Source organism: Chryseobacterium sp. JV274, from assembly GCF_903969135.1.
Taxonomy (GTDB): Bacteria; Bacteroidota; Bacteroidia; order Flavobacteriales; family Weeksellaceae; genus Chryseobacterium.
The window spans coordinates 5,028,827-5,043,931 of the sequence record NZ_LR824569.1 but is presented as its reverse complement, the minus strand read 5'-3'; the positions used below and the strand labels follow the sequence as shown (position 1 = coordinate 5,043,931).

At 36.4% G+C, this 15,105-nt stretch carries 18 protein-coding genes and 1 tRNA gene; 12 read left to right on the top strand and 7 right to left on the bottom strand.

Annotated features, from left to right (window positions below; genetic code table 11):
• Positions 1-13: 13 nt before the first annotated feature.
• The 5 genes from CHRYMOREF3P_RS23230 (at position 14) to CHRYMOREF3P_RS23210 (ending at position 4,761) form a co-directional block, all read left to right on the top strand.
• A complete protein-coding gene (locus CHRYMOREF3P_RS23230; RefSeq protein WP_077414788.1) occupies positions 14-976 on the top strand; it encodes a helix-turn-helix domain-containing GNAT family N-acetyltransferase in 963 nt (320 codons plus the stop codon).
• A 3-nt stretch (positions 977-979) separates the two neighbouring features.
• Positions 980-1,390, top strand: a complete 411-nt coding sequence (locus CHRYMOREF3P_RS23225) for a DUF2000 domain-containing protein (RefSeq protein WP_077414790.1) — start codon at positions 980-982, stop codon at positions 1,388-1,390.
• Between the two features lie 12 nt (positions 1,391-1,402).
• A complete protein-coding gene (locus CHRYMOREF3P_RS23220; RefSeq protein WP_077414792.1) occupies positions 1,403-1,804 on the top strand; it encodes a PaaI family thioesterase in 402 nt (133 codons plus the stop codon).
• 293 nt (positions 1,805-2,097) lie between these two features.
• Positions 2,098-3,237, top strand: coding sequence for a vWA domain-containing protein (locus CHRYMOREF3P_RS23215; RefSeq protein ID WP_180565619.1), 1,140 nt, complete (start codon positions 2,098-2,100; stop codon positions 3,235-3,237).
• A gap of 69 nt (positions 3,238-3,306) precedes the next feature.
• Positions 3,307-4,761, top strand: coding sequence for a sigma 54-interacting transcriptional regulator (locus CHRYMOREF3P_RS23210; RefSeq protein WP_180565618.1), 1,455 nt, complete (start codon positions 3,307-3,309; stop codon positions 4,759-4,761).
• 131 nt (positions 4,762-4,892) lie between these two features.
• Here the strand turns inward: CHRYMOREF3P_RS23210 and CHRYMOREF3P_RS23205 are convergent, their stop codons facing one another.
• Both CHRYMOREF3P_RS23205 and CHRYMOREF3P_RS23200 read right to left on the bottom strand, forming a co-directional pair.
• Entirely contained in the window at positions 4,893-5,300 is a 408-nt protein-coding gene (locus CHRYMOREF3P_RS23205) for a YybH family protein (RefSeq protein ID WP_180565617.1), read from the bottom strand.
• Positions 5,301-5,549, bottom strand: a complete 249-nt coding sequence (locus tag CHRYMOREF3P_RS23200) for a hypothetical protein (RefSeq protein ID WP_077414800.1) — start codon at positions 5,547-5,549, stop codon at positions 5,301-5,303. It abuts the gene before it with no gap.
• A 168-nt stretch (positions 5,550-5,717) separates the two neighbouring features.
• Here CHRYMOREF3P_RS23200 and CHRYMOREF3P_RS23195 point away from each other — a divergent pair, with 168 nt between their 5' ends.
• From CHRYMOREF3P_RS23195 to arsB, 7 genes are all read left to right on the top strand, one after another.
• On the top strand, positions 5,718-6,542 hold the full coding sequence (locus CHRYMOREF3P_RS23195) for a GyrI-like domain-containing protein (RefSeq protein ID WP_139348480.1): 825 nt from the start codon (positions 5,718-5,720) through the stop codon (positions 6,540-6,542).
• 70 nt (positions 6,543-6,612) lie between these two features.
• Entirely contained in the window at positions 6,613-7,734 is a 1,122-nt protein-coding gene (locus tag CHRYMOREF3P_RS23190) for an agmatine/peptidylarginine deiminase (protein WP_077414804.1), read from the top strand.
• Positions 7,735-7,933: 199 nt separating this feature from the next.
• Positions 7,934-8,878 carry an MBL fold metallo-hydrolase gene (locus CHRYMOREF3P_RS23185; RefSeq protein ID WP_077415862.1) on the top strand — a complete coding sequence of 315 codons (945 nt, stop codon included), beginning with the start codon at positions 7,934-7,936 and terminating at the stop codon, positions 8,876-8,878.
• A gap of 180 nt (positions 8,879-9,058) precedes the next feature.
• On the top strand, positions 9,059-9,388 hold the full coding sequence (locus tag CHRYMOREF3P_RS23180; protein ID WP_047384082.1) for an ArsR/SmtB family transcription factor: 330 nt from the start codon (positions 9,059-9,061) through the stop codon (positions 9,386-9,388).
• Positions 9,389-9,450: 62 nt separating this feature from the next.
• Entirely contained in the window at positions 9,451-9,924 is a 474-nt protein-coding gene (locus CHRYMOREF3P_RS23175) for a DUF6428 family protein (RefSeq protein ID WP_077414806.1), read from the top strand.
• Positions 9,925-9,946: 22 nt separating this feature from the next.
• Positions 9,947-10,558 (top strand): protein-tyrosine-phosphatase, encoded by a 612-nt coding sequence (locus tag CHRYMOREF3P_RS23170; protein WP_077414808.1) that lies wholly within the window; start codon positions 9,947-9,949, stop codon positions 10,556-10,558.
• A 2-nt stretch (positions 10,559-10,560) separates the two neighbouring features.
• Positions 10,561-11,595, top strand: a complete 1,035-nt coding sequence (gene arsB / locus CHRYMOREF3P_RS23165; protein ID WP_180565616.1) for an ACR3 family arsenite efflux transporter — start codon at positions 10,561-10,563, stop codon at positions 11,593-11,595.
• A gap of 96 nt (positions 11,596-11,691) precedes the next feature.
• Here arsB and CHRYMOREF3P_RS23160 read toward each other — a convergent pair whose 3' ends face one another.
• The 5 genes from CHRYMOREF3P_RS23160 to CHRYMOREF3P_RS23140 all read right to left on the bottom strand — a co-directional run bounded on the left by CHRYMOREF3P_RS23160 (position 11,692) and on the right by CHRYMOREF3P_RS23140 (position 15,092).
• On the bottom strand, positions 11,692-12,354 hold the full coding sequence (locus CHRYMOREF3P_RS23160; RefSeq protein WP_077414812.1) for a hypothetical protein: 663 nt from the start codon (positions 12,352-12,354) through the stop codon (positions 11,692-11,694).
• Positions 12,355-12,392: 38 nt separating this feature from the next.
• On the bottom strand, positions 12,393-13,160 hold the full coding sequence (locus CHRYMOREF3P_RS23155) for a helix-turn-helix transcriptional regulator (RefSeq protein ID WP_180565615.1): 768 nt from the start codon (positions 13,158-13,160) through the stop codon (positions 12,393-12,395).
• 269 nt (positions 13,161-13,429) lie between these two features.
• Positions 13,430-13,514 (bottom strand) — tRNA-Ser (locus tag CHRYMOREF3P_RS23150).
• Between the two features lie 217 nt (positions 13,515-13,731).
• Positions 13,732-14,226, bottom strand: a complete 495-nt coding sequence (locus CHRYMOREF3P_RS23145) for a hypothetical protein (protein WP_077414609.1) — start codon at positions 14,224-14,226, stop codon at positions 13,732-13,734.
• A gap of 347 nt (positions 14,227-14,573) precedes the next feature.
• Positions 14,574-15,092 (bottom strand): hypothetical protein, encoded by a 519-nt coding sequence (locus CHRYMOREF3P_RS23140; RefSeq protein WP_180565614.1) that lies wholly within the window; start codon positions 15,090-15,092, stop codon positions 14,574-14,576.
• Positions 15,093-15,105: the final 13 nt, after the last annotated feature.

The window sequence follows — 15,105 nt, the reverse complement described above, 5'->3', positions numbered from 1 at the left end:
AAAATATTGAAATATGGACTTATTCAACAGAACAGGTAAAATGGCGTTAGGCAGCAGGCTCCGTTTGCTGACAGCAAAAGTGACCGAAGATGCCACTAAAATTTATGAGTTGTATAATGTAGAAAACTTTTCGCCCAAATGGTTTCCTGTATTTTTTGTATTGCATGAAGAAAGCAATCAAACCATTACTGAGATTGCCGAACAAATTGGACACTCTCAACCTTCAGTAACAAAAATTATCAAGGAAATGCTGAAGGCAGGATTGGTTGAGGATAACCTTAAATCAAGTGATAAGAGAAGAAATATCGTAGGCTTAACTGCGGAAGGTAAACAACTCGCAGAGAAAATGGTAACAATACAATGTGCAGATATAGATCTTGCTATTGACCGGATTATTGAAGAAGCTACACATAATCTCTGGGAAGCCCTTGCAGAATGGGAGCACCTTTTTGAACAGAAATCCTTGCTTTCCAGAGTAAAAGAACAGAAAAAGGCTCGCGAAAGTAAAAATGTAAAGATCGTTGATTATGATCCGAAATACCAATCTGCATTCAAAGCACTTAATGAAGAGTGGATCTCTACTTATTTTGTAATGGAAGATGCCGATTATAAGGCATTGGATAATCCTGAAGAATACATTTTAAATAAAGGAGGAAAGATTCTTGTCGCACTCTATAATGATGAACCGCTTGGGGTCTGCGCTCTTATCAAAATGGATGATCCTGATTATGATTTTGAACTGGCAAAAATGGCCGTTTCCCCAAAGGCACAGGGAAAAAATATAGGCTGGCTGCTGGGACAGGCAATCATCAGCAAAGCAAAAGATTCCGGAGCATCAAAAATATATCTTGAAAGTAATACCCTACTGAAACCCGCCATTAATCTGTATTACAAACTGGGTTTCCAGAAAGTAACCGGACGGTCAACTCCCTATCAGCGCTGTAATATTCAAATGGAATTAAATGTAAACAATTAAAATATGTATGATAAAAAAGTAGCCATCGTTATCAAAGACGACCTGTTACCATGGCAAAAACTTAATGTTGTTTCTTTTTTGGCCGGAAGTATTGCAATCGAATTTCCGGAAACCCACGGTGATAAATTCGTGACAGCTGACCATGAGGAATTTCTGCCTTTTATAAAGCATCCTACCCTTGTCTATAAAGCAGACAGTACAGAAAAGCTTCAAAGGGCATTCCACCGCTCAAGAGACCGTGAGCTGGCCATTGGAATTTATACCCGACAGCTCTTTGATACAAGATCTGGTGAAGAAAATGTTCTTGAAATAGCAAAACATACTTCAGATAATCTGGATCTGGTTGGTATTATCATGTATGGCGAAAATAAAAAGGTAGATAAAGCTTTGGATGGACTAAAATATCATGAATAAAAACCAATCATTATGTACGATAGAATAAAACAGAGTTTTGACAAACAGGGGATCATGAAAACAATTGGTGCCCAATTAGAAGAAGTACAACAAGGACAGGCTAAAATTACCTGCAAGTTTTCTGAACATCTGACCCAGCACAACGGTTTTTTTCATGCAGGCGTTCTGACAACCATTGTAGACAGTGCCTGCGGATATGCCGCTCTAACAACGATGCCCGAAAATTCCAATGTACTGACAGTAGAATTCAAAGTTAATTTTATGAAACCTGCCAATACAGATAAACTTGTGGCCATTGGAAAAGTTCTGCAGACAGGAAGAACACTTACCATTTGTGAGGGTTACGTCTATGATCAAAAAGAGGAAAAGCTCATTGCAAAAATGACAGCCACCATGATAGCCATCCATTCATAAAAATCAATTTTCTCCAATAATTTAAAATGTACAAATCTTTATTTGTACATTTTTTAATATCAATCTATGGTAAAGAATACTTTAGATTTTATTACAACAATACGTTATTATATTCTTATTCCATATCACCACCATTAGTTTTTTCTATTTCTCTGGAGGAATCTTCAAGTGATATTTTCCTAACTTTTCAGTTTGAAACAAAGTAAAGGTATACAGAATACTTCAGGCAGTTTCATTGTATGATCAACTGAAATATTCAAAACCCAATAACAGCAAAACAGCTTCATCATCTTATGACAGATAAAAATTTTAATCCTCAGAAAGGCTTTATATTCAGTAAACATGTGCCGGAGGAAATATCACATTTTGACCGGGTCTTTGATGTTTTCAAAGATTTGCTCACCCATACCTCCGGAGATCTTGAGGAAGCCTTTGAATGGCTTGATATGCTAGATAAGGAATATGACATTTTCGACGAGGAATACACCCTTCAGGATTTTGAAGAAGATTTGAAAAAAAGAGGTTATATCAAAGAGGAAAATCCTGAAGAAGGCAATACCGGAAGTGGAAAAGGTAAAAATATATTAACTCCAAAACTGGAAGCTGCCCTTCGTGAATATGCTTTAGATCAAATATTTGGAAAGCTGAAGAAAAACGGAGCAGGAAATCACCGTACCAGCAAAACAGGAATTGGTGACGAGCGCGATGGTGAAAACCGTTCCTTCCAATATGGAGACGATCTAACAGCTGTAAACATGACTGAAAGCTTAAAAAATGCCCAGATCAATAACGGAATTTCAGACCTGCGTCTTACGGAAGACGATCTCATTGTAGAAGAAACCAAACATAAGGCACAAATGAGTACCGTCCTCATGATCGACATCAGCCACTCTATGATCTTATATGGTGAGGACCGTATTACACCAGCGAAAAAGGTTGCCATGGCACTTGTAGAACTGATTAAACGGAAATACCCCAAAGATTCCATTGATATCATCGTTTTTGGAAATGAAGCATGGCCCATCAAGATCAAAGACCTTCCCTATTTAAAAGTAGGGCCTTACCATACCAATACTGTAGCCGGTCTGGAGCTGGCAATGGATATTCTCCGCAGAAAAAGAAATACCAACAAACAGATTTTTATGATCACCGACGGAAAACCGAGCTGCATTCAGCTGCCCAGCGGTGAGTTTTATATGAATAGTTTTGGTCTGGATGAAAAGATTGTTACCCAATGTCTCAACAGAGCAGCACAGGCCAGAAAATTGAAAATCCCCATCACTACTTTTATGATTGCCCAGGACCCCTATCTGCGTCAGTTTGTAGAAGAGTTTACCGCTCAAAACAAAGGAAAAGCATTTCTGACAGGGCTATCAGGTTTAGGACAAATGATCTTCGAGGATTACGAAAAAAACAGAATAAGAAGAATATAGAGGTCGGATTTCAGACTTCATCAAAGCATTACAAGAAAAATCTTACCAGATAATTAGCAGTACAAGAAAATGAAAAACGATATTACATTCAAAGAATTAAAAGATTCCGGTTATACCCATAAAACGATTAATGAGGAAATCCAGGCGAACCTGATTACCAGGATTAAAGCTAAAGAACCTGTATTTGAAGGACTTTGGGGATATGAAGACACGGTGGTTCCCCAATTGAAAAAAGCCATTCTTGCCGGCCACCACATCAATTTATTGGGATTACGCGGACAGGCAAAAACAAAAATCGCAAGAAGCATGGTCAATCTGCTTGATGAGTATATGCCTATTGTAAAAGGCTCTGAGATCAATGACAGCCCATTCCTGCCCATTTCAAAATTTGCCAAAGATCTCATTGCAGAACTGGGTGATGAAACTCCGATTTCATGGGTACACCGCTCCCATCGTTTCTATGAAAAATTAGCAACTCCGGATGTGAATGTGGCTGATTTAATTGGAGATATAGACCCCATCAAAGCGGCTACTTTAAAATTACCATATTCCGACGAACGTGTTTTGCATTACGGAATGATCCCACGTGCCAACCGTTCTATTTTTGTTTTAAATGAACTTCCGGATTTACAGGCACGCATCCAGGTTTCCCTGTTTAATATTTTGCAGGAAGGTGATATTCAGATCCGTGGTTTCCAGCTGAGAATGCCTCTTGATATTCAGTTTGTTTTCACAGCCAATCCGGAAGATTATACCAACAGAGGAAGTATTGTAACGCCATTGAAAGACAGAATAGGGTCTCAGATTTTCACCCACTATCCAAAAACAATTGCTCTTGCTCGCCAGATTACAGAGCAGGAAGCATTGATTTCTGCTGAAGATAAAGCACAGATACAGATTCCTGACCTGGCGAAAGATCTTTTAGAGGAAGTCGCTTTTGCAGCACGTATCAGTGAATATGTAGATGCAAAAAGTGGTGTGAGTGCCCGTCTGACCATCAACGCTATGGAAAACTTAATTGCAGCCGCTAAATTACGTTTGATTGAATCCGGAGCTGAGCGAACCACTGTCCGTCTGCTTGATTTTATATCGATCATTCCATCCATCACAGGAAAAATTGAACTGGTTTACGAAGGAGAACAGGAAGGCGCTGATTATGTTGCCAAAATATTAATTGACAAAGCGGTGATGACCCAATTTGAAAGTCTCTTCCCGCGTATCTCCAAACTGGAAAAAGAAGGGATCAAAACACCTTATACCGACCTGATCAGATGGTTCAATAAAAATCATCTGGAGCTTAATTATAATGATACCGATGAAGAGTTTTATGCTAAACTCGATAAGATTGCTCCTCTGGCAGCCGTGGTGGAAGAAAATACGTCTGAACTGAGTCCGGAAGATCAGAATTTCTGTAAAGAATTAGTATTGTGGGCATTGACTATCAGCAATAAAATTGATAAGTCTGAAAATCAAAATGCCTTTACTTTTGATTCACCTGGAATTGGTCAGTTTTTACGCAATTAAAAATCAGTATCCAATAGATTAAATATAAAAACCTTCAGAACAGTTCTGAAGGTTTTTTATTTTGTTTCTGAAAGACTTTGTCCCAACCCTTGTCAAGGTTTGAAACCTTGCCAAGGGTCAGAAATCAGACTTTATACCATATTATCATTTTTAAGTATAGCAGCTCCAAAAGGATTGTCAACCAGCCACAGCCACTCCCCGTTTTCATTTCTTTTCATAATGCACGAAGTATGACCGGTCATGTGTATAGAATGTCCATTCGGAGCAATTCCTGTCATTTCCCACTGATCAACCCACATCGCAAGATCATTCACAACGGTCACATGGGAAACTTCTCCCTGAATATCCAGCTTTAACCTGCAGATTTCATTCATGGCCAATTCTATCTGTTCAAGACCTCTCAGCTCCTTCCCTTCTCTGTCTATATAGACTGCTTCAGGATGAAAACAGCTTAATGCTCCTGCAACATCTCCGTTTTTTATACAATCGCGGAAATAAGCTACTGCCCCTTCTTCTGTTTGTCTGTTAAAGTCCTGCATTTATTTCAGATTTCTGGAGTTTAATTCTTCTTCTAATTGTTTCTTATTTTTATTCCAGCGGCTGGCAATAGAACCTACAAAAAATAATGGCAAAACGGTCAAAAATCCAAAGCCGCCAGTTATAGTGCTATAAATCGAAATACCTACCATTACTCCCAGAAGCACAGCATTGAGAATATTATTGGATTTGATTTCTTTTTTCTTTTCTAATAATTCATGATCTGTTAATTGTGATAATTCTTTTTCCATGGTTTATTTCAAGTTTTTTGGTCGGTTTTTGGTTTTTAAAATGGCAAAAATTTTTATGCTGAAATTTATTTTTACCGAAAGCTAAAATACAATATTGCTAAGACATTTTTTTATTTCTTTTATTTGTAAATTATTTCCAGCTGTTTATTTCTGAAAATTTCAAAGCTTATGGAAGACAACCTGAATTCTATTTACAGAGTTATCAATTTCATGGAAAAGAATTATGACCGGCCTGTTTCTGTAAAGGAACTGGAAGATATCTCACATTATTCTTACCGGAATATCCAGCGTATTTTTAAGTACAGCTGCGGAGAAACAATAGGTGCTTTTCAGCAAAGATTAAAGGTAGAAAATGCTTATAAACGGATTCTTTATACCCAGGAAAATCTCACCTCTATTGCTATTGAAGTAGGTTTTTCCAATATCGCTTCTTTTTCCAAAGCTTTTAAACAGCATTTCGGGATTTCTCCAAAAGCAGCAAGATTAAGTAAGGAAAAACTTTTATGTGAAGACGAGATCATTCCGATAACATCTGATGAACTGCTGGAGCCGGAGATTGTCTATCTTAAATTATTGCAGGTATACTATCAGAGTATTAAAACCTATTATAACAACGAAGAAATTGAAGTACTGTGGAAAAAATTTATGGAAAATAAGTTTCCCGATTCCGGAACAGAATATTTTGGCGTAATAGCAGACGAACCCTTGATTAAAACAGAAATCAACTGCCGGTATGATGCATGTTCTTCTGTACAGTCTATCAACAAAAAACTGCCTTCAAAAACAATATTTGGAGGGAAATATGCCCGCTTTACCCATACAGGCAGCTATGAAACAATAGACGAAACATATACTAAAATCTATTCCCGCTGGATTTTTAATTCCGGTCTTGAATTTTCACACGCTCCTATCATAGAAAAGTACGAAAGACATGCTGACAATGAAGATAAACAGGAAAATCAGTTAACTTATATTTTACTGCCTTTGAAGTAAGTTGTCAATTTGGGACAAGTTTTCACATTTTTATCGATCTAATTTTGCCCTGTTAAAAAATCAACCAATTATGCAAAAAAAGAAAATCATGTCACTGTTATTACCAGCTATTTTACTTTCCTGTTCTCAGACACAATTACCAGAACCTCCAGATACAACAAATCCCGGTGCTGCTGCTTACAAAATGCCTGAAGAATCAGCTCCACACGAAGGAACATGGCTTCAATGGCCTCACCATTATCAGTATGGAACGACTTACCGTAACCGATTGGATGCAACCTGGGTAGCAATGACCAAAGAACTTGTACAAAGTGAAAAAGTTCATATCATTGCTTACGACAGTATAGAAAAAGCTCGTATCACAGGGTTATTAAACAATGCAGGAGTTCCCCTTACCAATATCAATTTCAAGCTTTATCAGACAGATGATTTTTGGGTAAGAGATAATGGCCCCATTTATGTAAAGGATCAAAATGGCCAGCTATACATTCAGGACTGGGGATTTAACGGCTGGGGTAACAAAGCCGATTACAGCAGGTGTAATGCAATTCCTTCAAAAATAGCGACAGACACCAATATACCTAAAATCAACCTCAATTCTGTGATGATCAATGAAGGCGGAAGTGTAGAAATTGACGGAAACGGAGTATTGATGGCCTGTAAAAGTTCCATCCTTAATAACAACAGAAATCCTGGGATGACGCAACAACAGGCAGAAGCTATTTTTACCAAAAACCTAGGCGTAACTAAATTTATCTGGCTGAATGGAAAAGCGGGTCTTGATATCACCGATATGCATATTGACGGTTTTGCCCGATTTGCAAATTCATCTACTATTATCACAATGAATCCTGATGATCTTAACTACTGGCAGGTTCCTGACGGCGACATTGATAAATTATATGATGCTACTGCAAAAAATGGTTCTCCTTACCAGTTTGTAAAAGTTCCGTTAACAAGAAATGATGTGATAACCACTTACGGAAAAAATGTAGGCCGTGCTTCTTACATCAATTATTACATCGCAAACAACCGCGTATTGGTCCCTAATTATAATGATCCGAATGATGCCGTTGCCAACAATATTATCCAACAGCTGTATCCCGGTAAACAGGTTGTTGGAATAGACTGCCGTAATTTATTTGCCAATGGCGGAATGGTACATTGTGTAACGCAGCAGCAACCGCAATAAAATAATTTTCCAAATAGAAAAGTCTGCTGATTGTTCGGCGGGCTTTATTCATTTATAAGACAAAGTATTATCTAGTCAGATTTTAAAATACTTACCCGAATTATGCTCTATTTGTTAATACAACTGAAAGGCAGTCGCCAAAAAATAACGTAAATTTGCTCTGTCCATCAAGTAAAGGATGGTTTCCAGTGTAAGTATTATGAAAAAAACAGCAGTTTCTTTATTAGCTCTTCTTCTGAATATTATTTGCCATGCACAAAATTTTGATGTCATTCCCTTAGGGATTTATGGTGGAGAGCAGGAAGACAATTTATCAGCCTATCTGGTAGGCGCTCCGAAAAACAATGCATTTCTCTGCCTTGATGCCGGTACCGTAAATGCAGGAATACGAAAAGCTATTCAACTGAAAAGTCTTGACGGATCTGCAGAAACAGTTCTCAAGGATCAGATAAAAGGATATTTTGTATCCCATGGTCATTTGGATCATTTATCAGGGCTTATCATCAATTCTCCGGCAGATTCTAAAAAGGATATTTTCGCTATAGCTCCGGTGATTCAGATTTTACAAAATCACTATTTCATCACGGATACCTGGATTAATTTTGCCGATCAGGGTCAAAAACCTATCCTTGGAAAATACCATTATAATGAACTTCAGGAAGGAACTGAAATCCCGGCTCCCAAAACTCCGTTTTTTATAACAGGCTATGAACTGAGCCATGTAAATCCTTATAAAAGCAGTGCTGCACTGGTAAGAAAAGATGATCATTATCTTCTTTATCTGGGCGATACAGGTGCTGACCGCATCGAAAAGTCCGACCGTCTTGATCTCCTTTGGAATACTATCGCTCCTCTTGTTAAAAAAAGACAGCTGAACACCATATTAATAGAAGTTTCTTTCCCAAACAGCCAGCCTGAACATCTGCTGTTTGGCCACCTTACTCCTAATCTGTTGATTGAAGAATTAAGCAAACTGAAAGAAAAGACAGGACAAAGCAGCCTTGAAAGCCTCAGTATTGTAATTACCCATAGAAAACCAACTGGTGATAACCCTGAACTTATCAAAAAGGAACTCTTGAAAAACAATCCTTTAAAAGTAAATTATATTTTCCCGGAACAAGGCAAAAAGATTAGTTTACCATAAAACAAATCAAAAGATGAAGCATATCTCTGTTTCATCTTTTTTATTTTCGACATTATACCTTATCAAATAACTTTAAATAATTACAAATCAATTATTTAAAAATAAATTGCTAAAATTAATTAAGTTTTTTATGTTTATTATATTTTAATATCGTAATATTGCAATATTAAAATAAAAATAATGGGAGTTACTAAAACAGAAATCTATACTGACGAACAAAACAGATTAGCTTCCCTTCTTAAAGTTTTGGGACATCCTGCCAGAATAGCTATTTTACAATATATTATTAATCAAAAGGCATGCATCTGTAATGATTTGGTTGAAGAGCTTGGTTTGGCTCAGGCTACTATCTCGCAACATTTAAAAGAGCTGAAGAATATCGGAATCATCAAAGGTTCAATTGAAGGAAAATCAGTATGCTACTGTATTAATGAAAGTACCTGGAAACAATTTCAAAACGAATTCAACCTGTTTTTTAATCAGGATGTTACGATAAAACAATGCTGTTAAGGCATTTTTTTTGAACAACATAATCGTAATATTGCAATATAGCACTAATAAATTTTAATCTAATGAAACTATCCGAAATCAAAAAAATCCTCCCGACACTGGAAAATGTAGAATTTCAATTGGAAAACGGCACTTTTGTACCTGAGCATTTCCATGTAACAGAAGTAGGTCAGATTACAAAAAACTTCATAGATTGTGGCGGTGTAATCCGAAATGAAAAGGCGGTCAACTTTCAGCTATGGGATGCTGATGATTATGAACACCGTCTGAAACCGGGAAAACTGCTGCATATCATTCAACTTTCTGAAGAAAAACTGGGAATAGAAAATTCAGAAATTGAAGTAGAATATCAGGGAGAAACTATCGGTAAATATGATCTGGAATTTAACGGTAAAAATTTTGTCCTGAAAAACAAAACAACAGCCTGTCTTGCTCAGGAAGCATGCGGAATTCCTTCTGAAAAACAAAAGAAAAATCTTTCTGAATTGTCTGCAAACCCAACATCAGCTTGCAATCCGGCTTCAGGCTGCTGCTAATTAAACCTTATAAAATAGATAGATGTATCAAGAATTATTAAACACGGTTCAATCTTTACAATGGGAAAATATAGAGACCAGCAGAAAAGAGATTCTGGAACCATTGATTAGCTACATTCAGCAAAAAGTAAATGAGGGAAAGGAAGTCAATCTGAATTTTATCTGCACGCACAATTCGCGCCGTAGTCATTTGACGCAGGTTTGGGCACAGGCAGCGGCTGCTTTTTTTACGATCCCGGGAGTTCATAGCTACTCCGGAGGTACGGAAACAACGGCATTATTCCCCAAGATAGCAGAAACTTTAGCTGAGCAGGGTTTTACAGTATTCAGTATTGCAATTTCAGATAATCCCATATATGCCATAAAATATGATGACAATACCCTCCCCGTTATAGGTTTTTCAAAAAAATATGACAGTCCTTTCAATCCCGTTTCCGGATTTGCAGCAATTATGACCTGTTCGCAGGCAGATGGCGGATGTCCGTTCATCCCCGGAGCAGAAAAAAGAATTCCTATCACATTTGAAGACCCAAAAGTTTCAGACAACACCCCTGAACAAACAGGTGTATATACAAAGCGAAGCTTACAAATTGCAGAAGAAATGTTCTATGTTTTTTCTAAAATCAAAAAATAATCATGCAGCCAAGATTAAAGTTTCTGGATCGTTATCTCACGTTATGGATATTCATTGCGATGGGTTTGGGGATTTCTTTGGGACATTTGTTTCCTTCTATTCCTAACCTCATCAATTCCCAGTCTGTAGGAACTACCAATATTCCTCTGGCAATAGGACTCATTCTTATGATGTATCCCCCATTGGCAAAAGTTGACTATTCTCTTCTGCCATTGGTATTTAAAGATAAAAAAGTAATTGGGGTTTCTTTATTGCTCAATTGGATTATTGGTCCTACTCTGATGTTCGGTCTCGCGATCCTCTTTTTAAGGAATGAACCTGATTATATGGCAGGTCTGATTCTTATCGGGCTGGCAAGATGTATTGCTATGGTCATCGTCTGGAATGATCTGGCCAAAGGAAACAGAGAATATGCGGCGTTGTTGGTTGCCTTAAACAGTATCTTTCAGGTGTTTACATACAGCTTTATGGTGTGGTTATTTATTAATGTACTGCCCACTCAATTAGGTCTGGCCAATTTCAATGTAAATGTGTCTGTGAAAGATATTACTGAAAGTGTCCTTATATACCTTGGAATTCCTTTTTTAGCGGGTTTTCTCAGTCGTTATTTTCTGATAAAATCTAAAGGAGAGGAATGGTACAACAGAAAATTCATTCCAAAAATATCACCCGTTACGCTGTATGCTTTATTGTTTACAATCATACTGATGTTTAGCCTAAAAGGCTCAAAAATACTGGAACTGCCTGCAGATGTAATTAAAGTAGCGCTCCCCCTGATGATCTATTTTATTCTGATGTTTTTCGTGAGTTTTATGATCAATAAGTCATTAAAAATACCTTATGATAAAAATGCATCTATAGCCTTTACAGCCACCGGAAACAATTTTGAACTGGCCATTGCTGTTGCAATCTCTGTCTTCGGAATCCATTCTCCACAGGCATTTGTAGGAGTGATTGGCCCTTTGGTAGAAGTTCCGGTGCTAATACTTCTTGTAAAAGCAAGTTTATTATTAAAAAAGAAATGGTATCATGATTAATCTGGCAGGAAGAATAATAAAAGCTTCACTAAATTTGTGATGCTTTTATTATTTAATTTTTTCTAACGGGAAACATTCTCATAAATTACTGGATGATTAAATTTCACCAATGGCAGGGCGGCTGTTCTTATCATTTTTTGAATTGGCATACCGGTAAACAAAATACCATGTAATAAGGATCTGAAATAGGATAACTGAAGGTAAAATGAAAGGATATCTGACAAAAGGAGCTAATGTATCCCCGTGTGCCAGCATCATTGGTAGATCAAGGACATTGAATATAATAATTACCCAAAGCAATGCTTTATTTCCTTTAAAATACCACCAGCAGAATATCCCATAGGCAAGTTCAATAATGAAATTCAGAATAGGATAATCTAGAATTCCGAGTCCTAAAACCGGTTTGGCAGAAAAGGGCGAAAGCTGAATATCCTTCTCATGAAAAATCACATCAATGACAACATGAGACAGAACTCCAATAGCAAATGCCAGCGCTAGTTTTCTGTTTTTATACCCCCAGTTGATCACACAAAATGAAAGTACCGCAGCAGCAATTCCTGAAAAAATAGAATGTGAATACGGCAGAAAGTCAAGATGTACCCTACCCCCGGAAATTGAAAAGTGTTCCCAACCCAGATAGTTGAAAAATACCCAGCATACTTCTACAAGCTGTACGGAAACCAACAGCGGGAACAGTGGCAGTTTGGGGTTGTTTTTTTTAATCAACAAAGCTGTTGCAGCATGGTTAATGGCAAACATAATATTAGATTTAGATTATATAGGCAAAGATGCTGCAGCTATTTTACATACGCTTGTATGATTTGGCTATTCTGCAACAACAATGTAGGTGACTGCCCAAACATCCTCCTGAAGGTACGGTTGAAATGTGGAGCATCTGAAAAACCAGCTTCCAGAGCCGAATCTGTGAGATTATGGCCATCAAAAATATATTGTAATGCCCTTAAAAGTCTCGCCCACAGAATATACTTCCTCATAGGAATACCCACCTGTTCTGTAAATAAATGAATCAGCCTGCCTGGAGAAAGATAGACTGCAGATGATAGATTCTCAATCTTCAGAGGCTCAATTCCGGGCTGCTTCAGAATCTCCAGAACCTTGACGATCCTTTCATCCATTTCTTTGGTTTCATCAGTATTTGATAGCTTCTGAAGAAATTGAAGTATTGTATTGAAAAGTGGATCAACCGACATATTACTTTCCAGCAGCGGTTTGATATCCTCCAATAATTCTTCCACGGTTGATTCAGGTAATCGTGTGATTTTTTGTCCTGACAAATAAGTTTTTTTAAGACTCGTCCCAATTTTACATTCAGGATCAATATTAATCAATAAGAATGTATTATCATAGGTTCTGCATTCATGCGGTTCATCAGAATTGATGATAACAGCCTTATATTTCATAACAGAGCCGGATGAGATCACCTCTATTTCATTATCAAGACTTATAGCAATCTGTATTGCATGATGCTCGTGAACAACAGTGTCAATAGCACGGCCAATATAGATAAAGTATCCGGTTGAGAAAAATAATAGGGGTTGTGTCATATAAGCTTAGCCTTATAAGTTTTATACTCAAATATATTTAAATAAAGATGATAAATAAGACCTGCCCTACAAAAATATTATATTTCTATGGAGAAGAAATCACTTTCTGGTACTTCATAATGTGCAGTTCTCCTATTTTGGCTGTTACAAATGATTCTTTGTTGAAATTAGCACAGTGTAATATTAAAATTAGTCTTGGAACAAAAAAATAAAAAAGAGATATATGAAAATAAAAAAGCCTTGAATCAAATGATTCAAGGCTTTTTTTGCGGAGAGTGAGGGATTCGAACCCCCGGACCTGTTACAGTCAACAGTTTTCAAGACTGCCGCAATCGACCACTCTGCCAACTCTCCTTTAACTCCGGTTGTACCGTTGTTTTCAGTGGTGCAAATATAGAAACTTTTTTATTACTGACAAAATCTTTTTTCAATAAAATTCGTATTTCTACAACTTTGGAGAAAAATCTATTTTCTCAGGCTTGAAAAATGAGAATATGAAGAACTCATCATCAGCTATTTACCCCTTAAACAGGGAGTATCCAGTCTTCTATATTATTTTTAACAACTATTTTTATCCGTAGTAATATTCGGTGGTGACATCTCCGCTAAAAGCCGGATGCAGGTCCTGTTTCTGCATATTCAGTTCGAATAATCTTTCGCCATTTTTATTTCCTCCCCGTATTTTTAACGAATACCATCCGTTTTCTAAAGATAAAGTAATACTGTTTTCCTCATTAATAGAAGTAACGTCTTTTAAATAACCGATACCAACAACTTTTATTTCATTATTAGCGGTCTGAAATATCCAGCCTCGTGACTCCACCTCTACCTCATCATCATTCAAAATCCTTTCGTCATTTACTGAAACCCGAAATGCATAATGGTCTTCTTCTACCCCTATGATGGGGATTGCGATTCCTGATTTGGTTATTTCATCTCCATGTTCGTTTTCTACGAAGTATTTTAAAATATTAGTACCCGAAAGATGATTATCCTGTAGATATTTTGCTAAAAGTTGCGGACTGAATACCACGAAACCTTTAAGTTCTGAGAATATTTTCTTCATATATATATTTGGATTGGATTTGGATTAAGTTTTATCTGTTGATCATAGTGTAAACATGTTCAGATTTTTTTTATTATTTTGATCAGTTCAGTTCAGCCCGTGAAAATAAATCCTTGATTAAGGTTTCATCTTCGCATGCATTTTTAAAGTTTAAAATAAATTCTTTCAACTTTTCTATATCGGAAGGGTAAGACTCAATATTTTTTTTGAGTAAATAACCGTTGATATAATTTTTTATTCGTAAAATTTGGCTTCAAATTTATTAGATTTTTCATCCTATTTTTCTGTTACTCAATAATATCTTTTAGCCAATTGTATATCAACCGATAGTATTTCATCAAATTTAGTTATTCAGTAATTTTAATTGGTTTATCTTTTCTTTTGAAATCAAACCAAAATATTTTACTTTGCCCGATACTTTTTAAATAAAAAATATCCTTGTAAAAAGTTCCCGCACCAGAGTAAACCCCTTTCTCATAATCAGCATCTTTCTTTAGCATATTAAGCAGTGCATTAAAAAATGATTTAATATTTTTTTCAGGAGTCTTGCTTATCATTCTTAATGCTGTCTGTTCAATATTATCTCCATCTTCTCTACCTCCGGTTCCCTCTATTGTATAACCATATATTTCATCACTATAGAAACTTATTTTCTGTGAAACATCAATTAACTTTGTGGATAGAAAAAAACAACTATAACTTTCATTAATCTCAATTTCTTTAACATTATTTTCTAACAAAGTATGCCATACTTTTCCTGAATCTCTATATTCAATATATATATAAACTTCATACTTATCTAAAAGAGGTTTAGCATACTCTATTACATTATCAATTGTATTTAAAATACTTATTTTACTTGCCATTTAATCTCTATTT

Bases quoted from the DNA above. Each gene is read 5' to 3' on its own strand.
- CHRYMOREF3P_RS23190 (WP_077414804.1), top strand. From the start codon at position 6,613: ATGCAAAAAAAGAAAATCATGTCACTGTTATTACCAGCTATTTTACTT.
- CHRYMOREF3P_RS23170 (WP_077414808.1), top strand. From the start codon at position 9,947: ATGTATCAAGAATTATTAAACACGGTTCAATCTTTACAATGGGAAAAT.
- CHRYMOREF3P_RS23175 (WP_077414806.1), top strand. From the start codon at position 9,451: ATGAAACTATCCGAAATCAAAAAAATCCTCCCGACACTGGAAAATGTA.
- CHRYMOREF3P_RS23210 (WP_180565618.1), top strand. From the start codon at position 3,307: ATGAAAAACGATATTACATTCAAAGAATTAAAAGATTCCGGTTATACC.
- CHRYMOREF3P_RS23225 (WP_077414790.1), top strand. From the start codon at position 980: ATGTATGATAAAAAAGTAGCCATCGTTATCAAAGACGACCTGTTACCA.
- arsB (WP_180565616.1), top strand. From the start codon at position 10,561: ATGCAGCCAAGATTAAAGTTTCTGGATCGTTATCTCACGTTATGGATA.
- CHRYMOREF3P_RS23155 (WP_180565615.1), bottom strand. From the start codon at position 13,160: ATGACACAACCCCTATTATTTTTCTCAACCGGATACTTTATCTATATT.
- CHRYMOREF3P_RS23185 (WP_077415862.1), top strand. From the start codon at position 7,934: ATGAAAAAAACAGCAGTTTCTTTATTAGCTCTTCTTCTGAATATTATT.
- CHRYMOREF3P_RS23160 (WP_077414812.1), bottom strand. From the start codon at position 12,354: ATGTTTGCCATTAACCATGCTGCAACAGCTTTGTTGATTAAAAAAAAC.
- CHRYMOREF3P_RS23145 (WP_077414609.1), bottom strand. From the start codon at position 14,226: ATGAAGAAAATATTCTCAGAACTTAAAGGTTTCGTGGTATTCAGTCCG.
- CHRYMOREF3P_RS23215 (WP_180565619.1), top strand. From the start codon at position 2,098: ATGACAGATAAAAATTTTAATCCTCAGAAAGGCTTTATATTCAGTAAA.
- CHRYMOREF3P_RS23200 (WP_077414800.1), bottom strand. From the start codon at position 5,549: ATGGAAAAAGAATTATCACAATTAACAGATCATGAATTATTAGAAAAG.
- CHRYMOREF3P_RS23205 (WP_180565617.1), bottom strand. From the start codon at position 5,300: ATGCAGGACTTTAACAGACAAACAGAAGAAGGGGCAGTAGCTTATTTC.
- CHRYMOREF3P_RS23195 (WP_139348480.1), top strand. From the start codon at position 5,718: ATGGAAGACAACCTGAATTCTATTTACAGAGTTATCAATTTCATGGAA.
- CHRYMOREF3P_RS23220 (WP_077414792.1), top strand. From the start codon at position 1,403: ATGTACGATAGAATAAAACAGAGTTTTGACAAACAGGGGATCATGAAA.
- CHRYMOREF3P_RS23140 (WP_180565614.1), bottom strand. From the start codon at position 15,092: ATGGCAAGTAAAATAAGTATTTTAAATACAATTGATAATGTAATAGAG.
- CHRYMOREF3P_RS23180 (WP_047384082.1), top strand. From the start codon at position 9,059: ATGGGAGTTACTAAAACAGAAATCTATACTGACGAACAAAACAGATTA.
- CHRYMOREF3P_RS23230 (WP_077414788.1), top strand. From the start codon at position 14: ATGGACTTATTCAACAGAACAGGTAAAATGGCGTTAGGCAGCAGGCTC.